Genomic DNA, 24,430 nt, shown 5'->3' on the forward strand with positions numbered 1-24,430 from the left:
GTATTTTACATAAAATACTGGTCTAGTTTCGTGATGTCTTTTTTAAGCAATTTGTCCTTTGATAACTTCAAAAGATATTATTTTTCAGTTGACATACTACCGCAGGTCTTTACAAACTTGCATCATTTTTCTATTTCCAAGAGGATACGCAAATGCTGCAATAAGTACAGGAACTACACATAAAACGGTTTCACGAATACCTAATGAAGAAGCATGTTCTACTTGCATGAGAACGACACCGAATAAAATAATGGCCGACATTACTAATTCCTTCATCGGAAGTTTTTTATGTAGTGGATCCACCGCAAAAAATGGTGTTAACAAAATCCCTGCAACGATTGTAATTTGCCATGTTGATGCAACGAGCCAACCTGGTCCGAACGCTCCAGCAAAACTAAGCGGTGCATAAAAGAGACCAAATCCAACGATACTCCACACTAACGATTCTTTCGGATTGTTTTTCATATATTGAAAGAGTTGCTTTAAGTTCCCTCTATACATAACAATAAGTAATAGCATTGGAACCATAAAATAATACCGTAATGATGCACTCCAAATCCAGCTTCCACCTTCTAAGTCCATTGCCCTGTTTAAAACAAAAGTAAAGGCAAAGAAAAATGATGCCAGTATCCCTATAACAATTGCTTTCATTGTAAAACCCCTTGTATTTAATTTTTTATCTCTATGACATATATTTTAGTATACGCGATGAAAAATCTACATTCAAACTTACATTTCACTTTAGGATGATGAAGGAATTGTAGTAGATTTACATGGGAATAAAGTGCATTGGTATGAAATCGAGGCCATTATATGTAAAAATTTTCAAGGGTCAAAATCTACTTTAATCTCGCCCCACTATACTCACCATGAAAATATACGCATCCGCTATAAAAGATGGCTACCAACTATTGCACATTCAATTTACTGGTTTTCTATTGAGAAACCAAAAGATTATCATAAAAATTTAATGATAGCTTGGGAAGAAAAGCGAACGAATAAAAACAAACGCCTCCTTTAATTATTATTTAGGGGCGTTCGTTCATTCAAAAATTAAAGAATATGTGGTTTATATTCTCTGTATAATTTCTTCAATCGACTTATATGGGCTTGATGATACCGATTATGATCTGCTATATGCCATATTCCCCATCTTATTGTCGCGGTTTCCCCTTTTTCATACAAAACTTCCCGCGTTAAATCAGTTTCTGTTAGTTTCATACATTCTTCATAAAACAATTTTTGCACTGCTTCATAATCTTGCATTAACTCTTGCAATGTGTTTTTTCTTAAACTTGGTAATTCTCCTACTTCATTTAACATAGGACCATATTTATTTTCAAATGCTGGCGGAACATCTTCTCCCTTGAAACGATACACCCAATGTAAATCAACAACTGCTAAATGCTGAAGTAACTGCCCAATACTATTCTCATTATTTTCAGACCCTTTATAGGATAGTTCGTTCTCTTCAGTACCTTCGACTAACCTTTGCAATCTATTAAACGTATCAGCAACCGTCGCATACAAAATCGCTACTTGAGGGTCCGTTTTTCTTTCTAAATGGAGATCTTTCATACAAAACTTCCTCTCTTAAAAGAACAACACCATATGCTCATCATCACTATACACACCATTCATTTTTATAGCCCTTTTTTCAATTCCGTATGTTTTAAATCCCATTGATTCATATAATCGTTTGGCTGGTTCGTTCGTTGACACAACCCCTAAATTCAATTGCTCTAGCTTCATCTCTTTTGCCCTTTCAATTGCTTTACGTATTAAATCACGTGCAAGACCACTTCTTCGATTTTCAGTATCTACATACATTGCAACGATATGTCCTTTATGCTTATATGCGTCTTTTTCTTCTGTTAATAAAGTAACAACCCCAACTAAACGATTTTCATTATTAAAAGCACCAAATGTAAAACTACTGTTGGATGAAAGATTACTAGCAACTCGTTCAAGAGGGTTTTCTTGACGTACTGCTTCTTCATAAGTCGTTATAAATGCTTCTGGATTTACTTGTAGTGCTTGTAAACGCAACTCCCAATATTTTTTTGCATCCGCTTTTGTAAGTAATCGAATCATTTTATTTTCCCCTTTTTAATTTACATAATATTTTTATAGGTTATTATTTTTTGATTCATACTCTTCTTTTAATATACTGTAACGATAGCGATGAATGAACTTTCCCTGTCTCAATCGATCATTTCTCATTAACCCTTCGCATACAAATCCGGCACTTTCATAACTCTTTTTAGCTTTTGTATTATCTTCATCTACACGTAACCAAATTTTCTCCAATTCAAACTGAGAAAAACCTATTTGTAACATGCTGTTTAGAGCTGCCATTCCAAATCCTTTACCCCAATAGTCTTTATTTCCAATCGCAATTCCTAGTTCAGCATTTTTATTTGTTTTATCAAAATTTTTAAGGTCTACCCATCCAATATGTATACCTGTCTCAGTAACGATTGCCCTTTGTTCATAACCATTTTTTCGGCTTATACAAGCTTCAATCCAGTTTCTCGTATCTCCACGAGTGAACGGAGGATATTGATCTGGTACAACTAAATGCTTTGTTACATCTCTATCTAATGACCATTGATAGCGATCTTCTACATCATCTAGTGTCAATTCTCTTAATTGAACATATGGTACATTCATTTTTTTCTCCTCTCTTTATTTACCAATAGAAAATCATTCGAACACTCTTCCACCATACTGTTCTAACGTCTTTTCTATAAAATGAATTAATTCATTTTTCCCTCCCGTTTTATAAAAATGATCAAAAGCGGCTACAAATTTGTTTGCATATTGCTCATCATATCTTTTTAGCACTCTAATAAACCATTTTGAACTCCCAAGCCACTTACCATTTACTCTTAATACATATTCATGTACTAAATCGGCTAATAAATTAGCGATAAACAATTCTTCTTCTCTTTTTGTTGCACCAATAAAGTCATCTAAAGTATCCGTAATAAAATATCGCTTCTGCTTAATCGTTTCTTCGGTCCATTTAGCCGGTCCTTTATGTAGTAAATCATTCGCTTCTTTTTTTAATTTCTCAACAATTTCCTGTTCCCCTTTTAAGGCAATCCCTTCTGAAACTAATTGTGGTAACGACGGTCTCCCTCGATCACAATCCATTTTGAAAAAGGTTTTATATGTTTCGAAATTATGAACAAACACCTCAACAGGCCATCCATTACTATAGAAAGATTCTCTATAGCAAGAAGTTAAACTTTGATCGACTATTACAATGTCAAGGTCAGATGTTTTCGTCGCTTCTCCTCGTGCAACGCTTCCGCCGAGTAAAGCTACATCACAATTCGGAAATTGTAATGTAATTATGTTTTGTGCTGCTTCAATTGGTTTCATAACCGATCCTCTTTTCTTATTTCACTTTCTTTTTTTCAGCTCTTTCTCTCGCTTTTTTTATATAGCTTTCTGCATCTGGTGTTTTACATGATGTTGCACCATGATCAACCTCTATTTTTCCAATTTCACTTGCAATTTCAATCGCTTGTCGCTCTAAGTCTTCATTACGAATTCCTATTGCGATTAAAGCACTATTCATCGCTTCTTTTTTTCTATTTTTTTCATTATGTATATTTTCTTTAATCTCTTCTAAGTACGGAGAGAAGAAATCATCATGTAACGTTTTATTTTTAATCGCTATATTTGCTAATAAAGACCAGCCAGCTCTTCCAATCCATTCATCATTAGACTTTGTCCACTCTTCCATTCTTTCTATTGCAATTGGCGAAGTACATATAGATGTCATAAGAACATCCATTAAACAGTAATAATCAACATCCTGAATCCAACTATTAAGCTGTTCTGTCGTTATTTTTTTCGGGTCTAAAATATAAGTTGCTAATGTCATTGCGTCCATATTTTTCGTTTCCCACAATTCAACTGCTAAATCGTGATCTTTTTTTATCTTCTTTTTTAACAATTTTAAATTCGCAAAACTAACTCCAAATAACGGCTCTTTCGCTCCGTGGTTTTTATACGTTTTTCGATTTTGTTCTGTTCCATATTCCTCTAGTTGCCGCATTACTTCCTCAAGTAACATATACCCACCTCTTTATCTTTTATGTTGACTGTATATATGTATGTACGATATATTCTACATTACTTTTTGGTTTTCCTATATTTATTTTTAAAATACGGTATGTGAAATTTTTAAACATTGCACAGCTATACCATCAAAAAACTATACATGTTAAACATACAGTTTTTTGATGGTATCAATTTTCCGTAGAATAAGATATAAACTACGAAAGAACTTTTAATGAGATGTGTATTTCCAACATGTTTAGAAAACTCTTTAAAATGGTTTACTATCATACTTTTATACCTCCTTCATAAATTATGTTTATTACATTTATTCTTAGCCAAAATCTTTCTACATTTTAATAACTCTCTCAATAAGATTTTCTTATATAAAAATCCCTACAAACACTGTAGGGATTTATGTGTAAATCATTTTGTTACACTCTATTTCATATGAAAATAGTTTCATTCAGATGCATTCATAAGCACAATTCTCCAACCATCTGGATCCTCTATTGTGGTTCCTTTCTCTATCCAATATGGGTTTTCTGGTTCCACCTCATGATAACCCATATTACGTAATCGATTTACTATCTTTTCAATTTCATCTTTATTAGGCATATAAAAAACTAGTAAATTATCTTTTGTCGGTGCCGGACATGGACTTCCATTAACATGTGTAGTAAACTCCAAATGATACTCTTCATCTGGTAACCCAAACATAACCCCGTCATATCCTTCATGATTGTGAAATTCCCCTATACGTTTTAATCCTAATCCTGTTTCATAAAAACTTATCACTTTTTCAAATCTATCTGTTGGTCTTGCAATTCTAAATTGAACCCAATTCTTCATGCAAATCTCCTCCTTTTTATTTTCCAAAGCTTTATTACTATATTCCCTTTAACATCCCTCATTAGGGTAAGCTTCCTAAGTTGAAAGAACTATTAGTTAATAAACAATAGGACTTTAGTATAAATTGCTATTTTGCATTGTTTCTAATGTTATCCATGACTGCCCAATTGGATTAACATACTGTCTTTCCTCATTACAAATTTTACAGCGAGAAGGTGCTTCTTCATTTTCGGGATACTATACTCCACATGTAGTGCAAATATAATTATTCATATTCCCACTCCTTTTTTCATGTAATTGTTTCTTTACCAATATTTTAATAAAAATCAAAAATATTCGAATCAATAATTGGAACGAAAACGAAGTGATACGAAAGTATGATTTGGTGATTGAAAGTTTAAATAATAAAGTTTAAATTCATCCTATTTTTCAAAACTGCAATTGATATAAAATCTTGCATACTTTTGAGTAAACTTTTTTACACTTGTAAAAAAGTTTTTTTGCATTTCCCTACCTATAATTGCTAATATAGTAGAGTAGAACTTTTATAGAGAGAAGGAAAATTATGCACAATGGAATTCGAATGACAACTTTAGTAAAAAGGGCTATGTTAGTTTGTGCGGGGGTATTATTCACATACGAAGTAGCTTTTGGATCAGTACATACTGCTCTAGCTAGTACAGAGGATGAAGCAAAATCTGTTCAACTTGTAAGTGAGATTCAAACATCTCTTGCTCCGAAAGAAGCTCCAAAACATTATAACGGGCAAGTTAGAAAAGTCGCTTATTTAACATTTGATGACGGTCCTGGAAAATACACAGCTGAGCTTTTAGATATGTTAAAGAAAGAAAATGCAAAAGCAACATTCTTCCTAATTGGTTCAAACGTAAAAGCTTTCCCTGATCTTGTAAAACGCGAAGATGCTGAGGGCCACTACGTTGGGATGCACAGTATGACTCATAACTACAAGAAACTTTACACTGAAGGTCATTACGTAGATGAAATGAAGGAAGACCAAGGCTTAATCGCTGGTGTTTTAGGTAAATCACCAGTATTAACTCGTCCATCTTACGGCTCTATGCCAGGATTAAACGAAGCTCTTCGCAACAAAGTTGTAGAAAATGGCTTAAAAGTTTGGGATTGGACAATTGATTCTTTAGACTGGAAATATAACAAAATGCAAGTTGATGCTGCATCTGCTAAAATTGTAGAAAACGTTCTAGCTCATTCTACAAATCCAACAGAAGTTATCCTTATGCATGATATTCATCCACAATCAGTAAAAGCAGTACCTGGAATTATTAAAGGACTGAAAGAAAAAGGATATGAATTAGAAGCATATAATGAGAACGAACACTTCCCATTAAACTTCTGGCATGATAATCGTATGTAATGAAAAGACTTGATTTCCTTTAGCTGGGAATCAAGTCTTTTTATCATTTTGGGAATTACTCCTCGTATATTCGACTCAAACTCCCCCTTCTCTAATATCAATAAAAATTCAAAATCACATGTTATACTATAATTTAGTTTAAATAAGTAGGTGCCATATGATCGTATATACAGTACAAACTGAAGAAGCATGGAAACAATTTAAGAAACTTGGTTATTTAGAAGGTAATAAAGAATTCATCGATCCGGACGATGTATATTCATATGACTGGATGGTGCGCGTCGCTAAAACAAGATTGCCTCATTACGAAGGTAACTACCCTATTTGGGTCTGGGAAGCAAATAATTACCCAAATCGAAATCATAAGGCTTGGGGTAGAACAAATTCAAAAATGGTAATTTTAACACTAGATGTACCGAAAGAATGGGTACTATGGAGCTATTTTGACTATTGGTGCTGTGCTATGACTGATGGATCAACATATTTACATACAAAAAATAAGTGTACTTTAGATGAATGGTATACATATATGGATAAGGAATACGGGATAATATTTGATTTCGACTATTTATTATCTCATCCTGATTGGTGTCTAGGTAAAGAGGATTCGTTAGAAAAACAAGGTGTTATCGGCAAAATACCCCTTTCCTTCGTGAAAAAAGTAAGACGTTTTCGTGCTAAGACAGATAAGTCTATTAGTAAAATCCGAAGTGATAACTGGGATAATAGAAAAGAAAACCGCATTAAAAAGATGAATCGAAAATTAAGAAAGCGAAACGATAAACAAAAAAGAATACAAAAGCGACTTATACGAAATTAAAACATATATCAAAATACAGTAAGAAATTATGGATTGAATATACAAATTCAATCCTATTTTTTATATTATCAACACTTTAGCACATATTACTCTTAAGGAGTGATATGTATATGGATTTTCTTTCATCTGAATATTTGTCTGCCTTGCTTGCCATTATTGTAATCGATTTAGTGTTAGCCGGAGATAACGCCATTGTAATTGGATTAGCAGCAAGAAGATTACCGAAAGACCAACAAAAGAAAGTTATCATTTGGGGAACCATTGGAGCAATCGCTATTAGAGCTCTCGCTACCTTAGTTGTCGTTTGGTTATTAAAAACACCTGGATTACTCCTAATTGGTGGTGTACTTCTTATTTGGATCGCTTACAAGCTGATCGCTGAGGGCAAAAATCATGATATTAAAGCCGAAGAAGGATTTTGGTCTGCTATTAAAACCATTATTATTGCTGATGCGTTAATGGGCATTGATAATGTACTAGCTGTTGCAGGAGCTGCCCATGGTAACTTTTCTTTAGTAATCATCGGATTATTAGTGTCTATTCCAGTAGTCGTATGGGGCAGTACATTGATTTTAAAATGGGTGGATCGTTTTCCTGTCATTATTACGATCGGAGCAGCCGTTTTAGCTTATACTGCCGCGAAAATGATTGTAGATGAGAAATGGTTCGCTGGATTTTTCGAAAGTAACCCTTTCGTTAAATGGGCATTTATCATTATTATCATCGTCGGTGTAGTTTTCTTCGGAAAGGCAAAACAAAAAGCAACAGCTGGTTCTGTCTCATAATGATGGTATATTTACAAATAAAAGGCGCTATTCATATGAATAGCGCCTTTTATTATTTATTTAGCTTCCCCTTCCGGAGTCGTTTTTACCTTCGTTTTGTTTTTATCGCGGTTGTTATAGTTATACTTCGAACGATCTACTGGAGTGAATCCTTCCGGTGTGTAGAATCGTAATAAGTCACCATTTACGACTTGGTCAGAGTATTTTAGTGAGTTTTGAACCATTTGTTCATTTTTCTTTATTTCATCTGTAAATTCTACAGGTTTTCCAGTAGTTGTATCATAGTATTTGCCGTTTAGTGCAGTAACTGTTGGGCTTACGTAGTTACCGTTACGGAACGCAACGACTTGTTTATGATCTGGTGATAATAAATCAGAACCGAATTGAACATAGTTTTTTGTATCTGTACCTAGTAAGTGTAATAGCGTTGGGAGAACGTCAATTTCACCACCGTATTGATGTTGTACGCCACCTTTCACTCCTGGTACACGAACGATTAATGGTACACGTTGTAACTGTGCATTTTCAAATGAGTTCATTTCTTTACCCATTACTTTTGACATTGCTGCGTTATGATTATCTGAAATACCGTAATGGTCTCCGTACATAACAATAATTGAGTTATCATATAAACCAGATTGTTTCAAGTAATCGATGAAGCCTTTTACAGATTCATCTAAATAGCGTGCTGTTTGGAAGTACGTATCTACTGATGAATCACCTGTTGTTGCTGGTTCAATCGTTGCTTCTGCCTTATCGATTGGATAAGGGAAATGGTTCGATAACGTAATAAACTTCGTATAGAACGGTTGTTTCAACGTTTGTAATAACGGAATAGATTCATTAAAGAACGGTTTATCTTTTAATCCGTAGTTTACTACATCTTTTTCATTCATATCGTAGTATGACGCATCAAAGAATTTATTAAAACCAAATGATTTATAAATATCGTCACGGTTCCAGAATGTTTTGTAGTTACCGTGGAATACTGCTGATGTGTATCCTTGTTGTCCTAAAATAGCTGGTGCTGATTGATACGTATTATGAGATTTCGTTGTAAAGACAGAACCTTGCGGTAAACCAAACATTGAATTCTCTAACATAAACTCCGCATCAGATGTTTTCCCTTGTCCTGTTTGATGGAAGAAGTTATCAAAATAAAGTGTATTCGCATCTTTTGTAAATGAGTTTAAGAACGGTGTAACTTCTTGACCATTTAATTTGTAATCAATTAAGAAGTTTTGGAATGACTCTAAATGAATGTAAATTACGTTCATTCCCTTTCCTTTACCGAAATACTCAGGGTTTGGACTTGCATAAGTTGATGTTAAATAATTTCGTACTTCTGTCATATTATCGCCATCAGCTAATGCTCGTTCTGTCGATGCTTTCGCACTTTGAATTCCATCATAAATTGTGTAGTTGTATGCACCTAAATATTTCACAATATAATTACGGTCAAACGTTCTTGTTAATAATTCAGGACGGTCAGACTCTGCAAGACCTAAGTTAACACTGAATAATAAAATACCTGCTACAAATACTAGAGATAATTTATGCTTCGCAACACGAATTGGTTTTGGATTTGCAAATTTTGTTGCGACTAACACAATTAATATAATCGTGTCTAAGAAGTATAATGGATCATAAAGATGTAGCAACGCAAGAATACTACCACCTAAATCTCCAAAGTTATTCGTTTGTGTTAATGTCGGGAACGTAATAAAGTCACTGAAAAAGCGATAGTATACTACGTTTGCGTATAAAAGAATCGACAATAACAAATTAATGATAATTAACCAAATATAAGATCGTTTCCCTTTTGCAAATAATGCAAGTCCTAAAAATAGAACTGCTGAACTAAGCGGGTTAAAAAACAGCAAGAATTTTTGAATTGTGTTTGAAATTCCTAAATTGAATTCCGTTACATAAGCTGCATATGTTTTGAGCCACAATAAAATAACGGCAAACAGAAAGAATCCAAAATGATTGCTTAACACACTTTTGCTCTTTAATAAGAACTGTTTCATTTCTCCACCTCTTTTGATCATCCAAGGCTTATTTTTTATAAGTCTGTCTCTCTATTCAGATTTTCTTCTTCAAATAGATTATCTTTATTTAACTATATGAAGAATATTAGTAATTATAATTTGAAGCTAGTATTTATTCAACTATTTCTTTCTAGACATTTTGACCTTGGTTTCTATTTAACAAAATAAATTTGTAACATTTCCTGTTTTCTCCCAAGATTCATCCACTAATTATGACACCCCATACTATATACCTTTATAAACTCATTCGCAAACTATTCTATCTCCAAATTTGGTACATATTTCACATGACAAAATAATACGATTTGATTATATTACTCCACTTACATTTCCCTTCTTCAACTAACTCTTTAAATCTTAAAGTCATTACATCCCTTCATACATGAAAAAATTCTCCTGTTCATTAATATTATATTTGAATAATTATTCATTTGACCGACCAGCGATGTTACGTTTTCTCGACAAAAAAACTCGCTCTAAAAAGAGCGAGTTTTTTCATTATATATTATTGACCTTTGTACATTGCATCTACTTGTTTTTGAAGTTCCTCATTTTCTAAGAACTCATCATAAGTAGCCTCTTTATCGATTACACCGTTTGGTGTTACTTCGATAATGCGGTTTGCAATTGTTTGCACGAACTGATGGTCATGAGATGTGAATAAGATTGTACCTTTGAATGCAATTAAACCGTTATTTAATGCTGTGATTGACTCAAGGTCTAAGTGGTTCGTTGGATCGTCAAGTGTGATTACGTTCGCACCACTTAACATCATTTTAGATAACATACAACGAACTTTTTCGCCTCCAGATAATACAGAAACGTTCTTCTTAACTTCTTCACCTGAGAATAACATACGGCCTAAGAAACCACGTAAGAAGCTTTCAGACTCATCTTGTGGAGAGAATTGACGTAACCATTCAACTAAGTTGTAATCACTGTTCTCAAAGTACTTAGAGTTATCTCTTGGGAAGTAAGATTGAGAGGTTGTAACACCCCATTTGAATGAACCGCTATCCGGCTCCATTTCACCCATAAGAATTTTAAATAATGTTGTCATCGCAATATCGTTACGGCCGATAAATGCAACTTTATCACCTTTATTTAAAGTGAAGTACACATTATCTAACACTTTTTCACCATCAATTGTTTTAGACAGACCTTCAACAGTTAATAAGTCATTTCCTACTTCACGCTCAGGTGTGAAGCCAACGAATGGGTAACGACGTGATGACGGTCTAATATCATCTAATGTAATTTTGTCTAATAATTTTTTACGAGAAGTTGCTTGTTTCGCTTTAGAAGCGTTTGAACTAAAGCGTGCAATGAAGTTTTGTAACTCTTTTACTTTCTCTTCTTTTTTCTTATTAGCATCTTGTGTTAATTTTAAAGCTAATTGGCTTGACTCATACCAGAAGTCATAGTTACCAACATAAAGTTGAATTTTACCGAAATCAAGGTCAGCCATGTGCGTACATACTTTATTTAAGAAGTGACGGTCATGGGATACTACGATAACTGTGTTTTCAAAGTTCATTAAGAAGTTTTCTAACCATTGAATCGCTTTTAAGTCCAAGTGGTTGGTAGGCTCATCTAATAATAGAATGTCAGGTTGACCGAATAAAGCTTGAGCAAGTAATACTTTTACTTTCTCTGCCCCAGTTAATTCTGACAATTTCTTATCATGAAGGTCTTCACCAATACCTAAACCTTTAAGAAGAATTGCAGCTTCTGACTCAGCTTCCCAACCGTTAAGCTCAGCGAACTCACCTTCAAGTTCAGCAGCGCGCATTCCATCTTCATCACTAAAGTCTTCTTTCATGTAAATAGCATTTTTCTCTTGCATTACTTTGTAAAGTTGCGTGTGACCCATAATTACTGTTTCTAATACTGGGAACTCTTCATATTCGAAGTGGTTCTGTTTTAATACTGCTAGACGCTCACCTGGCGTAATATGTATGTCACCTGTTGATGGTTCAATTTCTCCAGATAAAATCTTTAGGAATGTAGATTTACCAGCACCGTTTGCTCCGATTAAACCGTAGCAGTTACCTGGCGTGAATTTTATGTTAACATCTTCAAATAATTTGCGATCCGCGAAACGCAAACTAACGTTACTTACTGTAATCATTTGTGTCCTCCTACTAATACCGCTTATTTCAGCGTTTTCTCACCGATTGTCTTAAAAAATCGCATATTACGACTCAATTATTGTAGACTATAGCTATTATATAGTAGAAGCTGGATGAATAGCAACGGTTGATTACCTTTCTACAATGAAATCGGATAGTTTTTGTCCATTCCCCTAGCTATTGTATGTATATCATCGACCTCTTTCTCATATAACCTTTCACTGCTCATTCTGTAATATATCGGATTCATTTTCATCTGAAATATTATATACCGAAAAAACTGTAGAGAAATCATTCCCTACAGTCTCTTCTTATTTCGTATTTATTATTTTCTCTTTGTAACTCTTCATTTTACTCGTTAACCCTATTAACGCCGGTAATAATATCGGCATCACAATTAAAGCTAATAGAAGAAGTACAACGCCAACTACTGATGCAACTTGTATAAGTGTTAATACACCTGATGGAATTAATGCTGCAAATGTCCCGCCTAAAATTAGCGCCGCTGATAATACAACTCCTCCTATATGACGAGATGCAGTTACAATTTTCGTTACCGAATCCCCTTCTATCTCGTTATAGCGCATCATTACGAAAATACTATAATCCACTCCTAAAGCGACAATCATAATGAAGCTAAAGAATGGAACATTCCAGCTTAATGAATCTACATGTAATACATGTGCACTAATTTGTTCGCTTATACCGAGTGATGCGAAGTACGCTAATAGTAATGAGCCAATAATAAATATTGTGTTTAGTAATGAGCGTGTAATTACGATTAATACAATCGCAATTCCAATTAACATAATTGTAGCTGTACGTAAGAAATCTTGCCCTGTTACTTCTTTTAAATCAACGTTTCTAGCTGTTGTTCCGCCAATTGCTGTTTTCGCATCATGTAATTCCGTTCCCTTTACAGTGCCGTCGATTGTTTTATTGATTTCTTGAATAATTGGCATCGCTTCTTTTGAATACGGATTTACATCTAAAATGATAGTCATTTTAGCAATTTTTCTATCCTGTGACATGTACGTGTTCAATGCTTTTTGGAAATCCTCTCCCTCTAGCACTTCTTTTGGAATATAAAACTTCTCAGAGCTCTTCGATTCATTGAGCTCCCCTAAATATTTTTGTGCGTCATGCAGGCCATTACTTACTTTTCCAAGCCCTTCTGTACTTTTAGATAAACCGGATTGTAATTGCCCCATCTTTTCTTGCAGGTCTTTAAGGCCCGTTAAAAGTTGTCCTTGCCCATCGTTTATTTTCGTTAATCCAGATTGTAACTCAACTGATTTATTTGCAATTTGTTTTGAACCTGAAGAACCTTCATTTAATCCATTTTTAAGATCGGCTGCTCCCTTTTGTAACTTATTAACTCCATTGCTCATTTCTTTTAAGCCGTTATCCACTTTCAGTAACGATTGATTCGCTTCTTTAAATGAACTCATCGCCGTTTTGTGCTGTGTTGCTAATTGATTTAATTCATTTGAAAGTACGCTTAATTTCTTTTGAGCCTCTTTAGCAATTCCTATCGTTTGTTGTATGTTTGGATCATTCGCTAATTCTGGTTTCGTTTGAACGAAATTGGTCATTAACATTTCAATTTGTTCATATCCCTTTTTCGCACCATCAATCGCTTGAGAAATACTTCCGAAGTATTGATCGTAAGAGTTTAAACCTTTTTCTAACTGTGCATAACCAGCATGCAGCTGCGACGTTGCATTAGATAGGACATTTATATTTTCGTTTACTGAAGCTAAACCACTCTCAATTTGCTGTGCTCCTTGTGCACCGTCGTTTATGCCATTTGATAATTGATGTAAAGCTGTTCCTAATGCTGATACCCCGTTTTTCGCCTCGTTCGTTCCATCAATTAATTTTTGAACATTCGCAAGACTATTTGAATCATTACTTCCCATTTTATTTTTCGCATCTGTTAATCCATCATTAATTTCCTTTATGCCACCATCGGCATCTCCTAATCCTGTATTCAATTCTCCCGCTTGCTTATTTAAATATAATTCTTTTATCTTCTCACCAGTTGGACGTGTTGGTGCATATACTTCTGACACACCTTTAACTTTCGAAATTTTATCAGTTAATTCGTCTACAATTTGTAGAGAAGTTCCTCCATCCAGCTTTTTATCAGATTGAATGACTAATGTACTCGGTGAAGAGAAACCAGGCGGAAAATGATCCTCTATTACGTTAATACCCATCTTGGATTCATACTTATTATCCACTTCAAATAAATCATTGTAATTAAGTGTATTAGAGTATTTTAATACGAAAGGAATCGATATTACGAATACGATGATTAAAGCGACAAATGGCCTTGCTACTGAGTTTTTCGCAAAGAATCCCCATAAGCGACTATCCTCATGACCTTTAAATGTTTTAACTGGATAAAACATTCCTTTTCCTAAAAGCACCATGAAAAATGGATTTAAAGTCGTTAATACGAGTAATAATACTAAAACACCAATTGCTACCGCTGAAGTAGATTGATATAATTTAAAACTTGCTAAAGCAAGTGATGCAAAACCAATTAGCACCGCTATTCCGCTATATAATACAGTTTTACCTGCTGATTTAAATGTTTCTTTTGTAGCTAAAAATGCATTTTCTTGTTTACTTAATTCTTCTTTAAACCTCGTATATAATAAAATGTTATAATCTGTTCCTACCCCAAACAGGACGACGACTACGAACACTTGTGTAAAGTTTGAGAATGGAAAATTAAATTGATCTACAAGCTGGGCAATAATCCCCATTGAAACTAAATACGATATACCAACTGTAAGAAGAGAAACAATTGGAACAACTGGTGAACGGAATACGAGGATTAATACTACAAGAATGAAAATGATTGAAATAACTTCTGTCTTTTTCACTCCCTCTTGAGAGGATTTAAGAAAATCACCCGCTATTAAGTCACTTCCTGTTAAATACGTTTTTACCCCTTTCGTTTGCACTTTTTCATGAAGATTATTTGAAACTTTTGATATTTCACCATGTTTTTTATCTATCGATATTTGTGTTAAAATAGTCGTATTATCTTTAGAAACTAATTGTTTCTCCAAGTCTTTATTGTCTAAATGTGAAACAACTTCCTTAATTCCTAATTGCTCTTTTTCATTTTGCAGGGCGTTGATTGTTTTTGTTATTTCCTTTTTTTGTTCATCTGTTAAAGCTGCCGTATTGCCACTATTAAAAACGGCTATAATTTCATACTTTTCAACCCCTTCTTTATCCATCTCTTTCATCATCTTGTCAGCAATACTGCTTTGCTTTGTATTAGGGATTGTAATTTTCCCTTTTTCTTTCACTAATTTATCCATATTAGGCATCGTTACGACCATTGTAATAGTAATAACTATCCATAATAGAAAAGATAAACTTCTCCAACTTTTTAACTTGCTCATTTGAATCATCTCCCATTTTGAAAGTTTCACGTTAGTAACGGAATGAACGTTCATTCCTATTATTCTATTACGTTATTTTGTAAATTCTATTAAACTAGTCTTTCCGGAATGAATGTTCATTCCCTTAGTTACACAAATATCCTTTCCTGCTCTCATTTTTTTTAATCTATTTAGGAATGAATATTCATTCCTGTACTTATAAAGCTATAGAATCAAATGATTCTAATAGCGTTCCAAGAGCTTTCTTCTAATTCTTTTACTAACTCTTTCGAGTATTCTAATTGCCCTGTTGCAATTACTTTCGTTAATTTTTCTAGCGGTTGATATACAATAATAATTAAAGCAACTGGAGGCAATGGACGAAGAAAACCTTTTGCGATTCCATCTTCAATAATATTCATAAAGAAGCCTATAAAATCATCAAATATTTTCTTACTCTGTTCATCAAGAAAATAACTATCACAGTGAGAATTTGTAAATAAAAAAGCATCTACATTGTTTCTCGCAAATTCAAATAAACGGTTGTACGTATGACTAAACTGTTCACGAATATTTGCTTCAACAGGAAAATCCGTTTTTATTATTTCAGAAAGCTCTAACATACTTTTTGAAAATAATGAGTTAACAAGTGCCTCTTTATTTTCAAAATAGCGATAAATAGTACCCGCACCGACTTTTGCCTTTTCAGCGATCATTGGAATTGTCGTACCATCGTAACCACGCTCTGCAAAAAGTTGCATCGCAGCATCAAAAATATCCTCTTGTTTGTTTTTAGCCATTTTTTCCACCTCTATTTTCAGGAATGAAAATTCATTCCGTTTTTAATTATAAATTACAGGGAATAAAAGTCAAGTGCGTGACAACGTATAGTTGCGATTCTATTCTCTTGTATGTGAATAAAATTATATCAGCGATTTTCAGGATATATCAACTTACCGACAAAAATTAATACGATGAGATGGAGCTATCCCAAAATTTTGTTCGAAACAACTCCATCTTATATGCAAATTAAAAGAAATCATAAATAAACGGCTTGCGCACTGGTACTACATTCTCAAATGCCCGTATTTCTTCTTCGCTTCCGCTAATTAATTCTAATTCATTTAGTTCTAATGGGCGTTTGTATCCAAGCAGTATTGTAGATAGTGCATTTATATCTAGCTTGATCCCTTTATCCATTGGTTCTTCTATAATTGCTATTTCATAATTTGCAAGTCTCACCGATACATTATTCCACGGTGCAAATGAATCTGTAATATGTAAAATGACTTCTTGTTGTACATTGTTCCAGTTTAACTCATACTGTTTTAAGAACTGCTCTACATCTACAATTCTTCCCATAAAATATGGTTTTATTTCTGTTTTCACACGTGGTTCTTGCAATGTATATAACAACTGTTCGTTTTCACTTACTTTCATTTCAAGCTCTTTAATCATAGAATCATGCTGGCAAATAAAATTCCATAGACCATTTCGTGCTTCATTATGCAGTGGTACAAATTCTTCTACTGTTATTTTATAGTTTTCTATTTTGTATAACATGTAACCTGCTGCCTTTTTATTTTCATCATAGTAAATCGCTAATGTTAAATCATCATAAACCGCTTGTAACCACCAGTTCTTCTCTCGAACTAACATACATGAAAAACGTTCTGCAAATGCTTCATAGATCTTCTCGACTTCTTTTGGATGATTTTCTTTATTAAAACGTTTCACAGTACCATTTACTTGTTTTTTCATCACTAAATCGCTCTTACTTATATGACATTTGAGTAGATTCGCACAAAGTTCCCAGCCGTATTTACGGTAAAATGAAACAGCAAATGGGTGTAACATAGAGACTGTATAGCCATCTTTTTTCATTCTTTGAAGTGAATGTTGAAGTAGCTCTTTTACATACCCACTTCTTCTGTACTCTGGATACGTCGCTACTCCTGCAACGCCACCCATTTTAAATTTTTCTTTACCTATGTAAATATGAAACGGGATGAGGTGTAGTTTTGCAGCTAAGTCTTTCCCTTCCATAATGCCGTATATTTCATGACTTTCCTTCATTTTTGTAAGTTGCTGCTGTAATCGTTCCTCATCTACTTTATATTGAAAAGCGTATTCTGATAAACGTAATGCTTCTCTGAATTTATCTTCTTTTAATTGTATGACATTCATATAATTCTCCTCCATTCCCTTTTTGAATTGTATCATAATTCTCACTATTATAGTTCGGTAAGTGAAATTACAAGGACGTTTTAACAAAAAAGCAGATACATCACGTATCTGCTTTCCACCCTTTTTATTTAGCTAACTTTTGAAGTTCGTCAAAGAATGTAGGATATGATACACCTACTGCTTCTGCATCTTCAATAATTGTTTTTCCTTCTGCTAGGCAGCCAGCAATTGCAAGCATCATTCCGATACGGTGATCACCATAACTATTTACTGTATTGCCTTTTAGAGCTGATTTTCCGTAAATGATCATACCGTCATCAGTTGCTTCTATTCGAGCTCCTAGTTTCGTTAACTCAGCAACTACTGTATCAATACGGTTTGTTTCTTTTACTTTTAATTCGTGCGCATCTTTAATTACTGTAATTCCTTCTGCTTGCGTTGCCGCTAATGCGATTACAGGAATCTCATCGATTAATCTAGGGATAATATCTCCGCCAATTTCAATTCCTTTTAATGAAGATGTTTCGATTGTAATATTTGCAGCTGGTTCTGATGCCCCTTCGTTAATTAGGTCTACAGTGAACGTAGCACCCATTTTTTCTAAAACATCAATAATACCTGTACGGGTTGGATTCATTCCTACATTTTGTAATACTAGTTTACTATTTGGGATGATTGCACCTGCTACTAAGAAAAATGCTGCTGATGATACGTCACCGGGCACTTGAATATCTGTTGCTGTTAATTTTTGTCCACCTGACAGCTTCACTGTTTTCCCTTCGCGAGTTACTTTAACACCAAATGCTTCGAGCATTCTTTCCGTATGGTCGCGTGAAATATGTGGTTCTGTAACAGCTGTTACACCTTCTGCACGAAGACCTGCAAGTAAAATAGCTGACTTTACTTGTGCACTTGCAACAGGAGAAATATATTCAATTGCTTTTAAATCTCCGCCACGTATTGTTAACGGTGTAAATGTTCCTTCTTCTCGGCCGTCTATGTTTGCGCCCATTTGTTTTAATGGGTTTGTTACACGCTTCATCGGTCTTTTTGCGATAGATTCATCACCTTGTACGCAAGAGAAAAATGGTGTGTTAGCTAATATACCTGACATTAATCGGATTGTTGTACCAGAATTACCAACATCTAATACAGCTTTCGGTTCTTGTAAACCTTCTAATCCTTTACCAACTACAGTAACCTCATCACCGTTTTGCGTAATTTCTACTCCCATTTCTTTAAAACATGAAATCGTACTTAAACAGTCTGCACCGGGCAAGAAACCTTTAATTGTTGTTTTCCCTTCTGCAATAGAACCGAACATAACAGCACGGTGTGAAATGGATTTATCACCTGGGATTGTAATATTGCCATTCAATCCGTTATTAACAGGTTGTATTGTTCTTTCTTTCACGTTTTTCACCTTCTCATTTAAATTGTTTCATAAGTTTGGTATTCTTCTTCTCCAAGCGCTAGTTTTGCTTTCATACGATCTTCTTCCCTTTGGAAGCTAATACGTAATACCCCAAGCAGTCCTTCACGCGCTTCTAATATTTGCAAGTTCGTAATACTAATTTCCTCGCGCGCCAAAATACTCGTAATATGAGCCAATGCCCCCACCTTATCTAATACATCGACGTATAAGTCGTGATAGGCAGGAATTGCCCCTCTCTTTCTTACTGGTAAAGAATCACGGTATTCTTTCGCATCTGCAAAATAGTTTTGAATCTCGCATGCATCTCCGGTAGAAACTGTTTTATATAAATCTTCCATTTCAGAGATCCACTCTTTTAATAATACCATTAAATGCTCACGATTTTGCTTTACAATATCACTCCACATTTTCGGACTACTAGATGCGATACGTGTAATGTCTTTAAACCCTCCAGCAGCTAGCTGATGAATGAGCGGATTATCTCCTGCATGTTTCTCTACTTGCTTCACTAAACCTGCAGCGATAAGGTGCGGGAAATGACTAACGATCCCTGTTACATAATCATGTTCTTCTGTATTTAAAACAAGGAAATGTGACCCTGTTCCTTTTAACCAATCTTTTAACTCTTCCACTTGTTCATTTGGCACATGATGCATCGGTGTTAAAATGTAAAATGCATTTTCAAATAAATGCGCTTTTGCACTTTCAACTCCCGTTTTATGAGAACCTGCCATTGGATGTCCACCAATGAAAGATACTTCCTTTGAAAATAAAGTTTCTGCTTCATTCATAATCGTGCCTTTTGTACTACCAACATCAGTCACTATAACATCTTCTCGTAAACGGAATGACGCAAGTTTGTGTAATAGCTTCTTCGTTTCTTCAACTGGAGAAGCAAAAACAATTAAATGTGCCTCTTCACATGCATGCTGTAAATCAACTGCTATTTCATCTACTACGTGTAATTCTTTTGCACGCTCTACTTGTTCTTGAAATATATCATAACCTGTTATCGTTACATTGTGCTCTTTCTTAATTGCTAATGCGAGAGAGCCTCCGATTAAACCAGTTCCAATTAATACTACCTTTTTACGCATTTTCCTCATCTCGAGACTTTCTTTTTTTATTTTCAAAGTGTTGTTGTAACACTGAAATCACCCCTTCATTTTGCTCCCTTGTTCCGACTGTAATACGGATACCATTCGGGAACGGACGAATAATAAATCCTGCATGTGCACAAGCTTCATAAATCTCTCCAGCATTCTCAACTGGCAAGAAGATGAAATTTGTTTGCGATGGATAAAATGGAATATCATTTTCCCTACAAAAGCTCTCGTATTGTTGTAATCCTTCTGTATTCACACGAACTATTTCTTCAATAAACTCGTCATCACCAAAAGCAATCGTCGCTGCTTTTTGCGCTAATGAAGATACGTTAAATGGCAAACGAACGACATTTAATTTTTCGATTAACTCTTCCTGTCCAACCGCATATCCAACGCGGAAAGAAGCTAATCCGTACGCTTTAGAAAATGTTCTAAGTACAAGAATATTTTTATGTTTTTCTAAAAGCGGTAATGTCTCTGGGAAATCTTTTGCTGTTACGTATTCATAGTACGCTTCATCAATGACAATTAACGTATTTTCACTAATACCTTCAATGAATTGAGTCAATTTTCGGTCATTCACATATGTGCCTGTTGGATTGTTCGGGTTACAAATCCATACAATTTTTGTATCGTTATCTACTACTGAAGAAATTTCTTCTAAGTCGTATACACCGTTATTTAACGCAACTTCCTTCACTTCGCAACCTTCTATAATGGCATGATGACGATACTGTGGGAATGTTGCACCTGCTGTTACAATGTTATCTCCCGCTCGTAATACGGCGCGGCTTATTATTTGAATGATTTCATCTAAACCACTACCACAAAGTACTTGTTCCATTTTCACATGTAACTTATCTGCGATTGTTTGACGGAGCGTTGTAGCACCTCCGTCAGGATATAAAGCATGTTCCAACCACGATTTTTGCAACTCATCTAAAACACGTGGCGAACAGCCGAATGGATTTTCATTCGATGCTAATTTCACAAACGAATGATCTCCGTACACTTCTTTCATTTGTTCTGGTGATTTACCTGGTTTATATGGTTGTAATGATGATAGTTGATCTTTTACTTGCACGTTAAACCCACCTTTTTATTAAAATTCTTTTGCGTAGTTATTGTGTTGCATAATGTTTTGTTTTAATAATTCCATACGATCTTTTCCGAATTGTTCGACTAGTGCATCTGCAAGTTCCCATGCCACAACAGATTCAGCTACTACACCCGCCGCTGGTACTGCGCAACTATCAGATCTTTCAATACTCGCTTGGAATGCTTCTTTCGTATCAATATCAACGCTTGCTAACGGTTTGTATAAAGTAGGAATTGGCTTCATCACGCCTCTTACGATAATTGGCATACCTGTTGTCATACCGCCTTCTAAACCGCCGGCATTATTCGTTCTTCTCGTGTATCCTTTTTCTTCATCCCACAGAATTTCATCATGCACTTTGCTTCCTGGTTGTCGTGCCGCTTCAAAACCTACGCCGATTTCAGCACCTTTAAATGCATTTATACTCATAATTGCACCAGCAAGTTTTGCATCTAATTTACGATCGTAATGGACGTAACTACCGACGCCAATCGGCATACCTTCTGCAATGACTTCCACAATACCACCGATTGAATCTCCACTACTTTTTGCGTTGTCAATCGCATTCATCATTTCTTGCTCTACTTCTTTATCTAAACATCGAACTGGTGAGTTTTCAGTAATTGTTTGAATTTCTTCAATTGATAAGTTTGAAATATGTTTTGCTTTTACTCCACCAATTTCAAGAACATGTCCTGCAATTTCCACGCCTAATCCGCTTAAAATTTGTTTTGCAACTGCACCAGCAGCTACACGAACTGTCGTTTCTCTTGCAGATGACCGCTCTAATACGTTTCTTATATCACGATGACCATATTTAATTGCTCCATTTAAATCTGCATGTCCGGGACGTGGTTTTGTAATTGTACGTTTCATGTCTTTACTTTCTTTTTCCGAAATTGGCTCTGCACCCATTACTTTCGTCCAATGTTTGAAATCATCATTTTTTACAATTAACGTAATCGGTGATCCAAGTGTCATCCCGTGACGAACACCACTTACAATTTCAACTGTATCTGTTTCAATTTGCATACGTCTTCCGCGTCCATGACCTTTTTGTCTTCTTAATAATTCTTTATTAATATGTTCCGCCGTAAGTGTCAAACCTGCTGGTACACCTTCTAAAATAACTGTTAACTGCGGTCCATGTGATTCTCCAGCTGTAATGTATCTCATTTCTCTTGCCCCTTTACTATTTTTTTGTACAAAAAAGTCCCTACTGAGCGCTCAGTAGGGACGATGTTTATCGCGGTACCACCCTAGTTGTAGACTTCTTTCGTCTACCTCTCTTCTTCTTTAACGATCGTTTGACCGTCTTACCCTCCAAAAGTTGTCGGGAAAGATGCTCCAAGGCTGTAATTCATGCTTACCTTTGTACTGATTCACACCGACCATCAGCTCTCTTTAACAGTGAGATAAGCACTACTGTTTCCTCTTCAACGCATATATGATATGGAATTAAGATAATTTATTTTTGAAACCTTTTAACTCATCCATGAATCTATGGAATTCTGGAATGTCCATTTGTTGTGCAGAATCTGATAATGCAACTGCTGGATCTGGATGAACTTCAGCCATTACTGCATCTGCGCCAATTGCAAGTGCCGCTTTCGCTGTTGGTAATAATAAATCTCTGCGTCCAGTTGAATGTGTTACATCAACGATAACTGGTAAATGTGTTTCTTTCTTTAAAATTGGTACTGCAGAAATGTCTAATGTGTTACGTGTTGCTCTTTCGTATGTGCGGATACCGCGCTCACAAAGAATAATTTGATCGTTACCTTGCGCAATGATGTATTCCGCTGCGTTAATGAACTCATCAATTGTTGCTGCTAATCCACGTTTTAATAATACTGGTTTGTTAACTTTACCTACCGCTCGTAATAAATCGAAGTTTTGCATGTTACGTGCGCCAACTTGAATTACATCAACGTAGTCTAATGCCATTTCAACATCGTTCGGATTTAAAATTTCACTAATAATTGCTAAGTCAAACTCGTCTGCTACTTGACGTAAAATTTGAAGTCCTTCTACTCCTAAACCTTGGAAATCATATGGAGAAGTTCTCGGTTTGAATGCACCACCGCGCATTAATTTTAAGCCTTGGTCTTTCATCGCTTGCCCTACTTGACGAACTTGTTCTAAACTTTCTACTGCACAAGGTCCCATGATGAACGTTTGTGTTCCGTTTCCAATCAATTCACCTTTTACATCAACGATTGTATTTTCTTTTTTCTTTTTACGTGATACTAGTAACGCTTTACGGTTATCATCTTCTTGTAACTCTAAGCTTGCTTTGAAAATCGTTTTGAAAATATGTTGAACTGTTGATGTTTCGAATGGTCCTTCGTTATGCTCTGCAATCATATCAAGTACTTCACGCTCACGTACTGGATCAAAGCGTTTCGTACCTTGTACTTGCTTTTGCTCTCCAATTTTTTGAACAATTTCACCACGTTTGTTTAAAAGGTGTAATAGTTGTAAGTTAATTTCATCTACCTGTTTACGTAATTGATCTAATTCATGATTTGCCATTTGGAAATCCTCCTCTAATGTTTTAAAAGTATAGTAAGAGAATAAAAAATTCTCTATTTTCTGAACTGACTAATTATACAAATTCATAGTGGAATCGATACCTCTTCTTATTTTAAACTGATAATTCTTACAAAGACATGAGCTACTAGTTAAAAACCCACTTTTTTGTACAAAAAAGCCCTACTGATCCAATCAGTAGGGACGATATTTATCGCGGTACCACCCTAGTTGTAGACTTCTTTCGTCTACCTCTCTTCATTGTTAACGATCATCTGACCGTCTTTCCCTTCATAAAGACAATACTATCTTTACTACGAAAAAGATGCTCCAGGACTGTAATTCGCTCTTGTTTATGTACTGGTTTGCACCAACCACCAGCTCTCTGTTACAGGGAAACAACAACTACTGCTTTTCCTTTCAATGCATGACTATTTAATTTTCAAGTTGAACCACTAAAATACAAAAAGTCCCTACTGAATAAATCAGTAGGGACGATATTTATCGCGGTACCACCCTAGTTGTAGACTAACTTTCCGTCTACCTCTCTTCACTGT

General features: G+C 35.0%; 20 protein-coding genes, 1 pseudogene and 3 other annotated features (1 of these 24 cut by a window edge). Of the genes and pseudogenes, 4 read left to right on the plus strand and 17 right to left on the minus strand.

The window, feature by feature from the left end; genetic code table 11:
• Positions 1-108: 108 nt before the first annotated feature.
• Positions 109-651: pseudogene (locus MR168_RS18980) on the minus strand (multidrug resistance efflux transporter family protein); the annotation flags it as partial.
• A 133-nt stretch (positions 652-784) separates the two neighbouring features.
• Here MR168_RS18980 and MR168_RS18985 point away from each other — a divergent pair.
• Complete coding sequence (locus MR168_RS18985; protein ID WP_082188880.1) at positions 785-1,021, plus strand: hypothetical protein; 237 nt, start codon at positions 785-787, stop codon at positions 1,019-1,021.
• A gap of 32 nt (positions 1,022-1,053) precedes the next feature.
• Here the strand turns inward: MR168_RS18985 and MR168_RS18990 are convergent, their stop codons facing one another.
• The 6 genes from MR168_RS18990 to MR168_RS19015 form a co-directional block, all read right to left on the minus strand.
• On the minus strand, positions 1,054-1,578 hold the full coding sequence (locus MR168_RS18990; RefSeq protein WP_086411366.1) for a DinB family protein: 525 nt from the start codon (positions 1,576-1,578) through the stop codon (positions 1,054-1,056).
• Between the two features lie 15 nt (positions 1,579-1,593).
• The gene (locus MR168_RS18995; RefSeq protein ID WP_000620314.1) at positions 1,594-2,094 is read right to left on the minus strand and encodes a GNAT family N-acetyltransferase; all 501 of its coding nucleotides are present in this window, start codon (positions 2,092-2,094) and stop codon (positions 1,594-1,596) included.
• A gap of 33 nt (positions 2,095-2,127) precedes the next feature.
• Positions 2,128-2,673 carry a GNAT family N-acetyltransferase gene (locus tag MR168_RS19000; protein WP_001102498.1) on the minus strand — a complete coding sequence of 182 codons (546 nt, stop codon included), beginning with the start codon at positions 2,671-2,673 and terminating at the stop codon, positions 2,128-2,130.
• Positions 2,674-2,706: 33 nt separating this feature from the next.
• Complete coding sequence (locus MR168_RS19005) at positions 2,707-3,390, minus strand: nucleotidyltransferase domain-containing protein (RefSeq protein WP_242291447.1); 684 nt, start codon at positions 3,388-3,390, stop codon at positions 2,707-2,709.
• Positions 3,391-3,406: 16 nt separating this feature from the next.
• Entirely contained in the window at positions 3,407-4,090 is a 684-nt protein-coding gene (locus MR168_RS19010) for a DNA alkylation repair protein (protein WP_000923471.1), read from the minus strand.
• Between the two features lie 446 nt (positions 4,091-4,536).
• Positions 4,537-4,926: a VOC family protein gene (locus tag MR168_RS19015; RefSeq protein WP_000800679.1), complete on the minus strand. Its 390-nt coding sequence runs from the start codon at positions 4,924-4,926 to the stop codon at positions 4,537-4,539.
• Positions 4,927-5,491: 565 nt separating this feature from the next.
• On the opposite strand from MR168_RS19015, the gene MR168_RS19020 reads away from it, so the two are divergent.
• From MR168_RS19020 to MR168_RS19030, 3 genes are all read left to right on the plus strand, one after another.
• Entirely contained in the window at positions 5,492-6,319 is an 828-nt protein-coding gene (locus MR168_RS19020) for a peptidoglycan-N-acetylglucosamine deacetylase (protein WP_000551451.1), read from the plus strand.
• Between the two features lie 157 nt (positions 6,320-6,476).
• On the plus strand, positions 6,477-7,139 hold the full coding sequence (locus MR168_RS19025) for a DUF3841 domain-containing protein (protein ID WP_000637704.1): 663 nt from the start codon (positions 6,477-6,479) through the stop codon (positions 7,137-7,139).
• 110 nt (positions 7,140-7,249) lie between these two features.
• Positions 7,250-7,924: a TerC family protein gene (locus tag MR168_RS19030; RefSeq protein ID WP_086411367.1), complete on the plus strand. Its 675-nt coding sequence runs from the start codon at positions 7,250-7,252 to the stop codon at positions 7,922-7,924.
• A 56-nt stretch (positions 7,925-7,980) separates the two neighbouring features.
• Here the strand turns inward: MR168_RS19030 and ltaS are convergent, their stop codons facing one another.
• From ltaS to MR168_RS19080, 10 genes are all read right to left on the minus strand, one after another.
• On the minus strand, positions 7,981-9,954 hold the full coding sequence (ltaS, locus tag MR168_RS19035) for a lipoteichoic acid synthase (RefSeq protein WP_000808770.1): 1,974 nt from the start codon (positions 9,952-9,954) through the stop codon (positions 7,981-7,983).
• Positions 9,955-10,480: 526 nt separating this feature from the next.
• Complete coding sequence (locus tag MR168_RS19040) at positions 10,481-12,106, minus strand: ABC-F family ATP-binding cassette domain-containing protein (RefSeq protein ID WP_000633864.1); 1,626 nt, start codon at positions 12,104-12,106, stop codon at positions 10,481-10,483.
• Between the two features lie 312 nt (positions 12,107-12,418).
• Positions 12,419-15,535: an MMPL family transporter gene (locus tag MR168_RS19045; protein ID WP_103597701.1), complete on the minus strand. Its 3,117-nt coding sequence runs from the start codon at positions 15,533-15,535 to the stop codon at positions 12,419-12,421.
• Between the two features lie 212 nt (positions 15,536-15,747).
• Complete coding sequence (locus MR168_RS19050; protein ID WP_001107299.1) at positions 15,748-16,314, minus strand: TetR/AcrR family transcriptional regulator; 567 nt, start codon at positions 16,312-16,314, stop codon at positions 15,748-15,750.
• A 229-nt stretch (positions 16,315-16,543) separates the two neighbouring features.
• Entirely contained in the window at positions 16,544-17,701 is a 1,158-nt protein-coding gene (locus MR168_RS19055; protein ID WP_242291448.1) for a GNAT family N-acetyltransferase, read from the minus strand.
• Positions 17,702-17,825: 124 nt separating this feature from the next.
• Positions 17,826-19,115 carry a 3-phosphoshikimate 1-carboxyvinyltransferase gene (gene aroA, locus MR168_RS19060; protein ID WP_000664630.1) on the minus strand — a complete coding sequence of 430 codons (1,290 nt, stop codon included), beginning with the start codon at positions 19,113-19,115 and terminating at the stop codon, positions 17,826-17,828.
• Positions 19,116-19,132: 17 nt separating this feature from the next.
• Positions 19,133-20,233, minus strand: coding sequence for a prephenate dehydrogenase (gene tyrA / locus MR168_RS19065; protein ID WP_086412103.1), 1,101 nt, complete (start codon positions 20,231-20,233; stop codon positions 19,133-19,135).
• Entirely contained in the window at positions 20,226-21,326 is a 1,101-nt protein-coding gene (gene hisC / locus MR168_RS19070) for a histidinol-phosphate transaminase (RefSeq protein WP_016122708.1), read from the minus strand. Before hisC ends, tyrA begins: the two co-directional genes overlap by 8 nt.
• Before the next feature lie 18 nt (positions 21,327-21,344).
• Complete coding sequence (gene aroC / locus MR168_RS19075; protein WP_086388259.1) at positions 21,345-22,517, minus strand: chorismate synthase; 1,173 nt, start codon at positions 22,515-22,517, stop codon at positions 21,345-21,347.
• 53 nt (positions 22,518-22,570) lie between these two features.
• Positions 22,571-22,790, minus strand: a binding site (T-box leader).
• A 9-nt stretch (positions 22,791-22,799) separates the two neighbouring features.
• Positions 22,800-23,876: a bifunctional 3-deoxy-7-phosphoheptulonate synthase/chorismate mutase gene (locus MR168_RS19080; RefSeq protein WP_086412102.1), complete on the minus strand. Its 1,077-nt coding sequence runs from the start codon at positions 23,874-23,876 to the stop codon at positions 22,800-22,802.
• A 194-nt stretch (positions 23,877-24,070) separates the two neighbouring features.
• Positions 24,071-24,306: a binding site (T-box leader), on the minus strand.
• A gap of 54 nt (positions 24,307-24,360) precedes the next feature.
• Positions 24,361-24,430, minus strand: a binding site (T-box leader) (it continues 166 nt past the right edge of the window).

Source organism: Bacillus cereus group sp. BfR-BA-01356 (assembly GCF_022663635.1).
GTDB lineage: Bacteria > Bacillota > Bacilli > Bacillales > Bacillaceae_G > Bacillus_A > Bacillus_A cereus.

Bases quoted from the DNA above. Each gene is read 5' to 3' on its own strand.
- MR168_RS19025 (WP_000637704.1), top strand. From the start codon at position 6,477: ATGATCGTATATACAGTACAAACTGAAGAAGCATGGAAACAATTTAAG.
- MR168_RS19005 (WP_242291447.1), bottom strand. From the start codon at position 3,390: ATGAAACCAATTGAAGCAGCACAAAACATAATTACATTACAATTTCCG.
- MR168_RS19080 (WP_086412102.1), bottom strand. From the start codon at position 23,876: ATGGCAAATCATGAATTAGATCAATTACGTAAACAGGTAGATGAAATT.
- MR168_RS18990 (WP_086411366.1), bottom strand. From the start codon at position 1,578: ATGAAAGATCTCCATTTAGAAAGAAAAACGGACCCTCAAGTAGCGATT.
- MR168_RS19000 (WP_001102498.1), bottom strand. From the start codon at position 2,673: ATGAATGTACCATATGTTCAATTAAGAGAATTGACACTAGATGATGTA.
- ltaS (WP_000808770.1), bottom strand. From the start codon at position 9,954: ATGAAACAGTTCTTATTAAAGAGCAAAAGTGTGTTAAGCAATCATTTT.
- MR168_RS18995 (WP_000620314.1), bottom strand. From the start codon at position 2,094: ATGATTCGATTACTTACAAAAGCGGATGCAAAAAAATATTGGGAGTTG.
- MR168_RS19020 (WP_000551451.1), top strand. From the start codon at position 5,492: ATGCACAATGGAATTCGAATGACAACTTTAGTAAAAAGGGCTATGTTA.
- MR168_RS19040 (WP_000633864.1), bottom strand. From the start codon at position 12,106: ATGATTACAGTAAGTAACGTTAGTTTGCGTTTCGCGGATCGCAAATTA.
- MR168_RS19045 (WP_103597701.1), bottom strand. From the start codon at position 15,535: ATGAGCAAGTTAAAAAGTTGGAGAAGTTTATCTTTTCTATTATGGATA.
- MR168_RS19050 (WP_001107299.1), bottom strand. From the start codon at position 16,314: ATGGCTAAAAACAAACAAGAGGATATTTTTGATGCTGCGATGCAACTT.
- aroC (WP_086388259.1), bottom strand. From the start codon at position 22,517: ATGAGATACATTACAGCTGGAGAATCACATGGACCGCAGTTAACAGTT.
- MR168_RS19055 (WP_242291448.1), bottom strand. From the start codon at position 17,701: ATGAATGTCATACAATTAAAAGAAGATAAATTCAGAGAAGCATTACGT.
- MR168_RS19010 (WP_000923471.1), bottom strand. From the start codon at position 4,090: ATGTTACTTGAGGAAGTAATGCGGCAACTAGAGGAATATGGAACAGAA.
- MR168_RS19015 (WP_000800679.1), bottom strand. From the start codon at position 4,926: ATGAAGAATTGGGTTCAATTTAGAATTGCAAGACCAACAGATAGATTT.
- tyrA (WP_086412103.1), bottom strand. From the start codon at position 20,233: ATGCGTAAAAAGGTAGTATTAATTGGAACTGGTTTAATCGGAGGCTCT.
- MR168_RS19030 (WP_086411367.1), top strand. From the start codon at position 7,250: ATGGATTTTCTTTCATCTGAATATTTGTCTGCCTTGCTTGCCATTATT.